The organism is Rothia sp. HMSC071F11 (genome assembly GCF_001809115.1).
GTDB classification, from domain to species: Bacteria; Actinomycetota; Actinomycetes; order Actinomycetales; family Micrococcaceae; genus Rothia; species Rothia dentocariosa.
Genome location: NZ_KV795770.1, coordinates 83,865 through 84,566, shown reverse-complemented (window position 1 = coordinate 84,566; position 702 = coordinate 83,865). Strand labels below are relative to the sequence as shown.

Below are 702 nucleotides of genomic sequence, written 5' to 3'. Positions count from 1 at the left end.
CTTGGGCGTTCGTTTCGCCGCGGTCGCGCTGTTTTATGACGGAGTCAGCAATAGCCTGAAGTAGGGTCGATTTGCCGGAACGTGGTGATCCGCCGATGAGTGCGTGTTCACCTTCGTAGAGTTCCAGTGCAACAGGCTTGAGGTTGTGCTCGGCAATACCCACCGGAATAATCCAGTTTTCGCCGCCGATGGAGGGTTCAACGCCCAGCTGTGATAGGCGCACGAGAGAGGGCAGCTGTCCGATAACATCGGGTTTATCGACCGTGCCCCAGCGCTGCACGACTTGCTGAACGGCGTCTTCGAGGCTCATCTGCGGGTGTGCAACCTGGATCTGCCTGATGCTTACGCTGTCGACGCATCGTCCGGGGACTGATGCGGGAATATCCGGTCCCTTGATTTTGTAGTTGGAGTAGTCGTACGTATCGGAGAGATGGAAGAGCCAGCGCTGCTGGGTTACATCATCAACGGCGGAGGGAATGCCTTTAAGGCGGCTTGTTGCCATGATAATGTGCATGCCCAGCGCCGGGCCGTCTGCGTAAACGCGGTGGAACGCACCCAGGTAGTCGGTTCCGGTATAGTCCATGAATTCGTCGCGCAGGGTACCGTAGCCATCTACAAGGATAATGAGGTCACGGTTACCGCGCGGATTGGAGCGGCGGCGATCCAATTCGTTCATGAGGTGCCGCAGGAACCTTGTTTGCC

Annotated in this window: 1 pseudogene; it reads right to left on the bottom strand. The window is 57.4% G+C overall.

Going from position 1 to position 702, the window contains the following annotated elements:
• Nucleotides 1-676: pseudogene (locus HMPREF2554_RS09850) on the bottom strand (cell division protein FtsK); the annotation flags it as partial.
• Nucleotides 677-702: the final 26 nt, after the last annotated feature.